This window comes from Streptomyces sp. JW3 (assembly GCF_052216785.1).
Lineage (GTDB): Bacteria > Actinomycetota > Actinomycetes > Streptomycetales > Streptomycetaceae > Streptomyces.
Genome location: NZ_JBQOUX010000184.1, coordinates 1 through 8856 on the forward strand (window position 1 = coordinate 1; position 8856 = coordinate 8856).

An 8856-nucleotide genomic window follows, 5' to 3' on the forward strand; every position below is an offset into this window, starting at 1 on the left:
TGGGTCGGCGGCCGCTACTCCTTCGACTCGGCGATCGGCCTGTCCCTGATGATCGCCATCGGCCCGGACCGGTTCCGGGAGCTGCTCGACGGCTTCCGGATCGTCGACGACCACTTCCGCACCGCCCCCGCCGAGGCCAACGCCCCGCTGATCCTCGGCCTGCTGGGCGTCTGGTACGGCAACTTCATGGACGCCCAGTCGCACGCGGTGCTGCCGTACAGCCACTACCTGGCCAAGTTCACCGCCTACCTCCAGCAGCTGGACATGGAGTCCAACGGCAAGTCGGTCACCCGGGACGGGCGGCGGGTCAAGTGGCAGACCGGGCCGGTGGTGTGGGGCACGCCCGGCACCAACGGGCAGCACGCCTACTACCAGCTGATCCACCAGGGCACCAAGCTGATCCCGGCGGACTTCATCGGCTTCGCCCGCCCGGTCGGCGAGCTGGACGACCGGCTGAAGGCCCAGCACGACCTGCTGATGGCCAACTTCTTCGCCCAGACCCAGGCGCTCGCCTTCGGCAAGACTCCGGAGGAAGTACGCGCCGAGGGGGTCCCGGAGGAGCTGGTCGCGCACAAGACGTTCCAGGGCAACCACCCCACCACCACCGTCCTGGCCACCGAGCTGACCCCGTCGGTGCTCGGCCAGCTGATCGCGCTGTACGAGCACAAGGTGTTCGTGCAGGGCGCGGTGTGGCACATCGACTCCTTCGACCAGTGGGGCGTCGAACTCGGCAAGGTCCTCGCCAAGCGCGTCGAACCCGCCCTCAGCGAGGGCGCCCACGTCCCCGGCCTCGATCCCTCCACGGCCGCGCTGGTGGCCGCCTACCGCGAACTGAAGGAAGTGCACTGACATGCAGATCGGTCTCATCGGGCTCGGCAAGATGGGCGGCAACATGCGCGACCGCCTGCGCAACGCCGGCCACGACGTCGTCGGCTACGACACCAACCTCGAGCTCTCCGACGTCGACAGCCTGGTCGACCTCGCGGACCGCCTCGACGGACCCCGCGCGGTGTGGGTGATGGTCCCGGCCGGCGGCCCCACCCAGGCCGTCATCGACCAGCTCGGCTCCGTCCTCAAGCCCCGCGACATCGTCGTGGACGGCGGCAACTCCCGCTGGACGGACGACGAGAAGCACGCCGAGGAGCTGGCCAAGCGCGGCATCGGCTTCGTCGACGCCGGGGTCTCCGGCGGGGTGTGGGGCCTGAAGAACGGCTACGCGCTGATGGTGGGCGGCGAGAAGGAGTACGTCGACCGGCTCCAGCCGATCTTCGACGCGCTCAAGCCGGAGGGCCCCTACGGGTACGTGCACGCCGGCAAGGTAGGCGCCGGGCACTTCGCCAAGATGGTCCACAACGGCATCGAGTACGCCATGATGCAGGCGTACGCCGAGGGCTGGGAGCTCCTTGAGAAGGTCGACTCGGTGGACAACGTCCGCGAGGTCTTCCGGTCCTGGCAGGAGGGCACGGTCATCCGGTCCTGGCTGCTCGACCTCGCCGTCAACGCCCTGGACGACGACCCGCACCTGGAGCGGCTGCGCGGCCGGGCCGCCGACTCCGGCGAGGGCCGCTGGACCGTGGAGGCGGCCATCGACAACGCGGTGCCGCTGCCCGCGATCACCGCGTCGCTGTTCGCCCGGTTCTCCTCCCGGCAGGACGACTCCCCGCAGATGAAGATGATCGCCGCGCTGCGCAACCAGTTCGGCGGCCACGCCGTCGAGTCCTCGAAGTAGTCCGCGGTGGGAGATCTGCTGCTGGTCCGCCACGGCGAGACCGAGTGGAGCCGCTCCGGGCAGCACACCAGCCACACCGACCTGCCCCTCACCAGCCGAGGTGAGGAGCAGGCCAAGTCGCTGGCGCCGCTGCTGTCCGGGCGGCCCTTCGCCCGGGTGCTCACCAGCCCGCTGGGCCGGGCCGTGCGCACCGCCGAACTGGCGGGCCTGGTCGGCGCGGAGCCCGACGCCGACCTGCACGAGTGGGACTACGGCGGCTACGAGGGCGTCACCAGCGTCGACATCCACCGGGCCCGGCCCGGCTGGGACCTGTGGACGGACGGGGCGCCGCCCGGGGACGAGAGCCCCGGCGAGTCGCCCGAGCAGGTCGGCCGGCGCGCCGACCGGCTGCTGGCCCGCATCGAGCCGGCGCTCGCCGCCGGCGATGTGATCCTGGTGGCGCACGGCCACTTCCTGCGGGTGGTGACCGCCCGCCGGCTCGGGCTGCCGCCCGCCGAGGGCCGGCTGTTCCAGCTGGCGACCGGCACCCTGAGCCGGCTCTCCACCGAGCACGACCGCCCGGTGATCACGGAGTGGAACGCCCGGCCGTGAACCTCCCGCTGCCGGGGGCTGGTTGACAGCCCCCGGCAGCGGCGTCAGAGTCCGGGCTGATGGAGATCAACGAGCTGACGCCGGCCGAGGCGCGCGTGTGGCGGGCGTTCGCCCGGGGCGAGTACGTCGACTTCCGCGCCGCGCCCGACGACGACCCCGCCGACGGGGCGTCCTGGGGACCCGAGCGCACCGTACGCGCCGCCGTACTGCGCGCCCTGCTGCTCGACGGCCCCCGGGACAGCGGTGGGATACCGCTGCTCGACCTCGCCGGTGCCCGGATCACCGGCGCCCTCGCGCTCCAGTACGCGACCGTCGAGCACCCGGTGCGGCTGCGGCACTGCCACTTCGAGGAGACCCCCCGGTGCTACGCCGCCCGGCTGCGTGAACTGAACCTCAGCGAGTCCGTGCTGCCCGGCCTGGTCTCGCACGCCGTGCGGGTGGACGGCATGCTGCGGATGACCCGGGCCCGGTGCGGCGGCACGGTACGGCTGGACGGGGCGGAGATCGGCCGGAGCCTGTACCTGGAGGGCGTGGAGATCGACGCGCCGGACGCCGAGGGGCCGGTGCTCCAGCTGAACCAGACGGTGGTCGGCGCGGACCTGTGGGCGCCGGGGCTGCGGACGCGGGGATCGGTGCGGCTCACCGGGGCGTCCGTCACCGGCACGGTCAACCTCAAGGACGCCGAACTGACGGCGCCCGACGGCACCGTCCTGGACGCGCAGCACCTCGTCGTCGGATCGAGCGTGACGGCCACCTGCCTGACCGCCCGGGGCACCCTCGACTTCCGGGGCGCCCGGGTCCCCGGCACCCTCGAACTGGCCCACGCCCGGCTGTCCCGGCCCGGCGGCACCGCGCTGCGGGCCACCAGCTGTGTCATCGGGGAGTTGTGGCTGTTCGGCGGCGGCCGGATCGAGGGCGCGCTGCGGCTGCGCCGGGCCCGGCTGGACAGCCTCAGCCTCGATCCCGCGATGGTGCCGGACGAGGTGTACCTGAACGACCTCACCTACACGGCGCTGGTCCCGCACCACCCGGCCGCGCTGCGGCTGGCGATGCTGGCACGCGACGGCGACGGCTATGTCCCCCACTCCTACGAGCAGTTGACCGCCGCCTACCGCCGGATCGGTGACGACGACGCGGCCCGGCTGGTGCAACTGGCCAAGCTGCGCCGGCACCGCCGCACCCTGCGCTGGTACGCCCGCCTGTGGGGCCATCTCCAGGACCTCGCCGTCGGCTACGGTTTCCGCCCGCTGCGGGCCGGCGCCTGGCTGCTGTCGCTGCTCGCGGCCGGCTCGGTCGCCTACGGGCTGCATCAGCCCCGGGCGCTGAAACCGGCCGAGTCCCCGGAGTTCAGCCCGGTCTTCTACACCCTCGACCTGCTGCTGCCGATCATCTCCTTCGGCCAGGAGACGGCGTTCGCCCCCGCCGGCCCGTACCAGTGGCTCGGCTACGCCCTCGTCCTGATGGGCTGGATTCTCGCCTCGACGGTGATCGCGGGGGTGACCCGCGCCGTCAGCCGCCAGTGAGCCCCCGGGCGGCGTGCTGGGCGGCCAGCCGGACGGCGGCGTTCGGGGCGCCGTAGCCGCGGTAGCCGGCGTCGCGCTGGAGGAGTTCGAAGAAGACCCGGCCCACCGTCCGGGTGTAGCAGTGCCGGAAGACGCCGTGCGCGTCGCGGTCGTAGAGGATGCCGAGTTCGCGGTACGTCTCCAGCTCGCCGGCGGCGAACTCGAAGCGGGCGGCGAGGTCGTCGTAGTAGTTGGCCGGGATGGGCAGCAGTCGGCCGCCGGCCGCGCGGAAGCGGCGGGCCGCCGCCACCACGTCGTCGGTGCCGAGCGCGATGTGCTGGGCGTGCACGGTGTCGTCGGTGGGCCCGGCGCCCACGCTCAGCACGATGCGGACGGCGCCGTCGTCACTGGTGACGGCGCGGCTGCGGAGCAGCCCGTAGGGGTCGGCGACGTCCACGCTCTGCTGCGGGCTGAGCCCGAGGACGCTGCGGTGGAAGAGGGCCGCCTCGTCGAAGTGGTGCCAGGGCTGGGTGAGGGCGAGGTGGTCGATGCGGCACACCTCGGGGGTTGTTGGCGCGGGGGTGTCGGCGGCGAAGTCGGCGCGCCAGTCGGGGCCGTCCGCGCCGGGGGCGGCGCAGAAGAAGAGTTCCGTGCCGTCGGGGGCGGCGACCGCGTCGAGCGGCGCGTCCTCGGGGGCCCGGCGGCGCGGCAGTACCGGCGCCAGCAGCGCCTCCGCGCGCCGGGCGGCGCCCGCCGGGTCCGGGGAGGTCAGGCCGACGGCGGCGAGCCGGGTGCCGTCGCGGCGTTCGGCCGGGCCGGTGTTGACCAGCACCCGGGCCGCGCCCTGCTGCCACAGGTCGACGGGTTTGCCGCGGTGCCGGGCGACCCGGGTGAAGCCGAGGGCGCCGAGCAGCGCGGTGACCGGCTGGGCGTCCGGGGTGACCAGTTCGGCGAAGGCGACGCCGGTGGGGACGACCGGTGGGGGCGGGGCGGCGGTGCCGACCTCTTCCTGGAGCAGCCGCAGGGAGCGCTGGGCGTCGACGGCGGTCGGGCCGGCCTCGGACTGCCGGAAGACGTCGTTGAACACCTCCAGGGAGAGCGGCCCCGCGTAGCCGGTGCGCAGCACGTGCCGGACCAGTTGGGCGATGTCGAAGCCGCCCTGGCCGGGGAAGCAGCGGTAGTGGCGGCTCCACTGGAGGACGTCCATGGCGAGCCGGGGCGCGTCGGCGAGCTGGAGGAAGAAGATCTTCTCGCCGGGGATGTCCTCGATGCCCTTCGGATCGCTGCCCCGGGACAGGATGTGGAAGCTGTCCAGACAGGTGCCGAGCGCGGGGTGGCCGGCCGCCGCGACGACCCGCCAGGCGTGGTCGTAGGTGCTGATGTGCCGACCCCAGGCGAGCGCCTCGTAGGCGACGCGGAGGCCGTGCTCCTGGGCCAGATGGGCCAGCCGGGCGAGCTGTTCGGCGGCGAGCGCGTCGTCGTCGATGGCGTCCGGGGCCACGCTGGAGCAGACCAGGACGGTGTCGGCGCCGAGCCGGCGCAGCAGCTCGAACTTGTGCCGGGCCCGCCGCAGGCTCCGGGCGAACTCCTCCTCGGGCAGTGCCTCGATGTCCCGCATCGGCTGGTAGAGGTCGACGGTGAGGCCGAGGTCGGCGCAGCGGGCGCGGATCTCCTCGGGGGTGAGCGGGCTGGCCAGCAGGTCGTTCTCGAAGATCTCCACGCCGTCGAACCCGGCCAGCGAGGCGGCGGTCAGCTTCTCGGTGAGGGAGCCGCTGAGGGAGACGGTGGCGATGGACGTACGCACGTCGGTACCTCGTTCCGGGTCGGGTCAGCGGGGCGCGGTGACGGCGCCGGACAGGTCGTGGAAGTCGGTGAGCATGGCGGTGGCGTCGGGTTCCCGCCCGGTGAACAGGCGGAAGGCGTCCACGGCCTGGAAGACGGCCATGCCGCCGCCGTCCAGGGTGGCGCAGCCGAGCGCGCGGGCGGTGCGCAGCAGCTCGGTCTCCAGCGGGCGGTAGACCACCTCGGCGACCCACAGGCCGGCGTGCAGCAGCGCGGCGGGCAGCGGCAGGCCGGGGTGGGCGGCCATGCCGGTGGGGGTGGCGTGCACGATGCCGTCGGCGTCCGCCAGCAGGCGGGGCAGCCGGTCGGGGGCGGCGGCGTCGGCCCGGTCCGGGCCGAAGTGCCGGTTCAGGGAGTCGGCGAGGGCGGCGGCCCGCTCGGGCAGCGGGTCCACCACGGTGACCTGGCCCGCGCCCAGGGTGAGCGTGGCGTGCGCGACGGCGGCGCCCGCCCCGCCCGCGCCGAGCTGCACGATCCGCTCCAGTGGTACGTCGGGCAGGCCCCGGGCGAAGGAGGCGGCGAAGCCGGTCACGTCGGTGTTGTGGCCGACCGCCCGGCCGTCGTCCTCGAAGACCACGGTGTTGACCGCGCCGAGCGCCTCGGCCTGTGCGGAGAGCGCGTCGAGGTGCTCGATGACCAGCTGTTTGCAGGGGTGGGTGATGTTCAGTCCGTCGAAGCCGAGGTCGCGGGCGGCGCGCAACAGGTCGCCCACCGCCTCGGGCGGGGTGCCGAGGACGTCGAGGTCGAGCAGCCGGTACAGGTAGCGCAGGCCCTGCCGGTCGGCCTCCCGCTCGTGCAGGGCCGGACTGAGCGACGGGCCGATGCCGGAACCGATCAGTCCGACGAGATACGAGTCCTTGGCCACCGGGACCTCCTGAGCGGCTGACGCCTGAGAGCTAATGTACGAACCAGTACGTTAGTCATAGCAGCAGGGCGCCGGTCGGGGGAAGCCCCGACCTTCTACAATCTCCGCACGCACCCTCCCGGCCGAAGGAACCCGATGACCAGCGTCGACGAACCGGCACGATCCAACGGGCGCATCCGCGACGCCGCCCGCACCCGCGCCGAGATCCTCGACGTCGCCACCCGCGAGTTCGCCCGCGCCGGGTACGACGGCGCCCGGGTCGACGAGATCGCCGCCCGCACCCGCACCACCAAGCGGATGATCTACTACTACTTCGGCGGCAAGGAACAGCTGTTCACGGCCGTGCTGGAGCGGGCGTACGGCGTGATCCGGGAGGCCGAGCAGCAGCTCGACGTGGAGCACCTGGACCCGGTCGCGGCGATCCGCCGGCTGGCCGAGGTCACCTTCGACCACCACGAGCGGCACCCGGACTTCATCCGCCTGGTCAGCATCGAGAACATCCACGGCGCCGAGCACATCGCGGCCTCCGAGCGGCTGGGCAGGATCGGTTCGCCGGCGCTGGACGTGATCCGCCGCATCCTGGCGACCGGCCAGGAGTCGGGGCTGTTCACGGCGGACGTGGACGCGGTCGACCTGCACGCGATGATCAGCTCGTTCTGCTTCTTCCGGGTCGCCAACCGGGCCACCTTCGGCGCGCTGTTCGGCCGTGACCTGGTCGCGCCCGAGCAGCGGGCGCACTACCGGGCCATGCTCGGCGACATGGTGATCGCGTACCTGACGGCGGAGCGGGCGGCGGACTGACCCGCCCCTCGGTACGCCCCTCGATACACCTCTTGACACCCGGGGCACGTGGGCGCAACATCCCAACCCAACCCCTGCTAACTATCCAGTGGGTTAATTAGGCGACGAAGCCGAAGGAGCCGCCGTGTCCGTCCCCGCCCCCGTCCCCGAGGCCCCGCCGGGGCAGCCGAAGAAGGCCGCGACCGCCGCCTGGATCGGCAGTGCCCTGGAGTACTACGACTTCTTCATCTACGGCAGTGCCGCCGCGCTGATCTTCCCGGAGATCTTCTTCGACGAGTCGGATCCGGCGACGGCCACCCTGCTCTCGCTGGCCACCTTCGGTGTCGCGTACGCGGCCCGTCCGGTCGGCGCGTTCTTCCTCGGGCACGTCGGTGACCGGATGGGCCGCAAGAAGATCATGGTGTTCACGCTGCTGCTGATGGGGCTGTCGACCTTCCTCATCGGCTGTCTGCCCACCCGGGACCAGGTCGGCACGCTGGCGCCGGTGCTGCTGGTGCTGTGCCGGGTCCTCCAGGGCATCTCGGCCGCCGGTGAGCAGGCCAGTGCCAATTCGATGACGCTGGAACACGCGCCCGCGGGCCGGCGCGGCTTCTTCACCAGTTTCACGCTGAGCGGCACGCAGGGCGGTCAGCTCCTCGCCACCCTGGTCTTCATCCCGGTCGCCGCGCTGCCCGAGGAGCAGTTGCTGTCCTGGGGCTGGCGGGTGCCGTTCTGGCTGAGCGTCGCGGTCGCGGTGGTCGGCTACTTCATCCGGCGCAACCTGGACGAGACCCCGGCCTTCGAGCAGCAGGCCGCCACCGAGGGCGTGGTCAAGCTGCCGCTGGTGGTGCTGATGCGCGAGCACTGGGCGGATGTGCTGCGGGTGGTCGGCGGCGCGCTGATCGCCTCGGTCAGCACCATCTTCACGGTGTGGGCGCTGGCGTACGCCACCAGTGACTCGGTCGGCATGTCCCGGACCGCCATGCTGTGGGTGGGCGCGCTGGCCAACGTGGTGGCGCTGGCCGCGATCCCACTGTGGGCGACGCTGTCCGACCGGATCGGCCGGCGGCCGGTGTACCTGATCGGCGCGGCGGGCAGCGCGGTGACGATGTGCCTGTACCTGTGGGCGATCTCGACGGGTTCCTACGCGCTGACGTTCCTGACCGGCATCGTCTGCTTCGGCGTCGTCTACAGCGCCGCGAACGGCGTGTGGCCGGCCTTCTACGGCGAGATGTTCACGACCCGGGTGCGGCTGTCCGGGGTGGCGATCGGTACCCAGATCGGGTTCGCGGTGGCCGGTTTCGCGGTGACGTTCGCCGCGCGGATCGCCGGTCCGGACGGGGACGACTGGTCGGCGGTCGCCCTGTTCACGGCGGCGCTGTGCGTGCCGCCGGTGATCGCGGCGCTCACCGCCCGGGAGACCCACCGGGTCCCGACCGAACGGCTCGGCGAACGGAGCCCCGAGGAGCCGGCCCGGCCGGCGAAGGTGACGGCCTGACCGGTCCGCCGCGTCCTCGGCGGGGGGGGGGGGGGGGGGGGGGGGGGGG

General features: G+C 73.0%; 7 protein-coding genes and 1 pseudogene. 6 read left to right on the forward strand and 2 right to left on the reverse strand.

Annotated elements, in window-relative coordinates:
- The 4 genes and pseudogenes from ACTT8P_RS37270 to ACTT8P_RS37285 all read left to right on the forward strand — a co-directional run.
- Positions 1-849 (forward strand): annotated as a pseudogene (locus ACTT8P_RS37270) (glucose-6-phosphate isomerase); the annotation flags it as partial.
- 1 nt (position 850) lies between these two features.
- A complete protein-coding gene (gnd, locus tag ACTT8P_RS37275) occupies positions 851-1729 on the forward strand; it encodes a phosphogluconate dehydrogenase (NAD(+)-dependent, decarboxylating) (protein ID WP_442836230.1) in 879 nt (292 codons plus the stop codon).
- Positions 1730-1735: 6 nt separating this feature from the next.
- Entirely contained in the window at positions 1736-2320 is a 585-nt protein-coding gene (locus tag ACTT8P_RS37280) for a histidine phosphatase family protein (protein WP_442836231.1), read from the forward strand.
- A gap of 59 nt (positions 2321-2379) precedes the next feature.
- On the forward strand, positions 2380-3843 hold the full coding sequence (locus tag ACTT8P_RS37285; RefSeq protein WP_442836232.1) for a membrane-associated oxidoreductase: 1464 nt from the start codon (positions 2380-2382) through the stop codon (positions 3841-3843).
- Here ACTT8P_RS37285 and ACTT8P_RS37290 read toward each other — a convergent pair.
- Together ACTT8P_RS37290 and ACTT8P_RS37295 are read right to left on the reverse strand one after the other, a co-directional pair.
- Positions 3830-5626, reverse strand: a complete 1797-nt coding sequence (locus ACTT8P_RS37290; protein WP_442836233.1) for a bifunctional sugar phosphate isomerase/epimerase/4-hydroxyphenylpyruvate dioxygenase family protein — start codon at positions 5624-5626, stop codon at positions 3830-3832. The two genes, ACTT8P_RS37285 and ACTT8P_RS37290, sit on opposite strands and share 14 nt — an antisense overlap.
- Before the next feature lie 24 nt (positions 5627-5650).
- The gene (locus ACTT8P_RS37295) at positions 5651-6529 is read right to left on the reverse strand and encodes a shikimate dehydrogenase (protein WP_442836234.1); all 879 of its coding nucleotides are present in this window, start codon (positions 6527-6529) and stop codon (positions 5651-5653) included.
- Positions 6530-6664: 135 nt separating this feature from the next.
- Here ACTT8P_RS37295 and ACTT8P_RS37300 point away from each other — a divergent pair, with 135 nt between their 5' ends.
- Complete coding sequence (locus ACTT8P_RS37300) at positions 6665-7330, forward strand: TetR family transcriptional regulator (protein ID WP_442836235.1); 666 nt, start codon at positions 6665-6667, stop codon at positions 7328-7330.
- A gap of 124 nt (positions 7331-7454) precedes the next feature.
- Entirely contained in the window at positions 7455-8807 is a 1353-nt protein-coding gene (locus ACTT8P_RS37305; protein ID WP_442836236.1) for an MFS transporter, read from the forward strand.
- Positions 8808-8856 lie beyond the last annotated feature (49 nt).

Excerpts from the sequence above, each read along its gene's own strand:
- ACTT8P_RS37285 (WP_442836232.1), top strand. The coding sequence starts at position 2,380 with ATGGAGATCAACGAGCTGACGCCGGCCGAGGCGCGCGTGTGGCGGGCG.
- ACTT8P_RS37300 (WP_442836235.1), top strand. The coding sequence starts at position 6,665 with ATGACCAGCGTCGACGAACCGGCACGATCCAACGGGCGCATCCGCGAC.
- gnd (WP_442836230.1), top strand. The coding sequence starts at position 851 with ATGCAGATCGGTCTCATCGGGCTCGGCAAGATGGGCGGCAACATGCGC.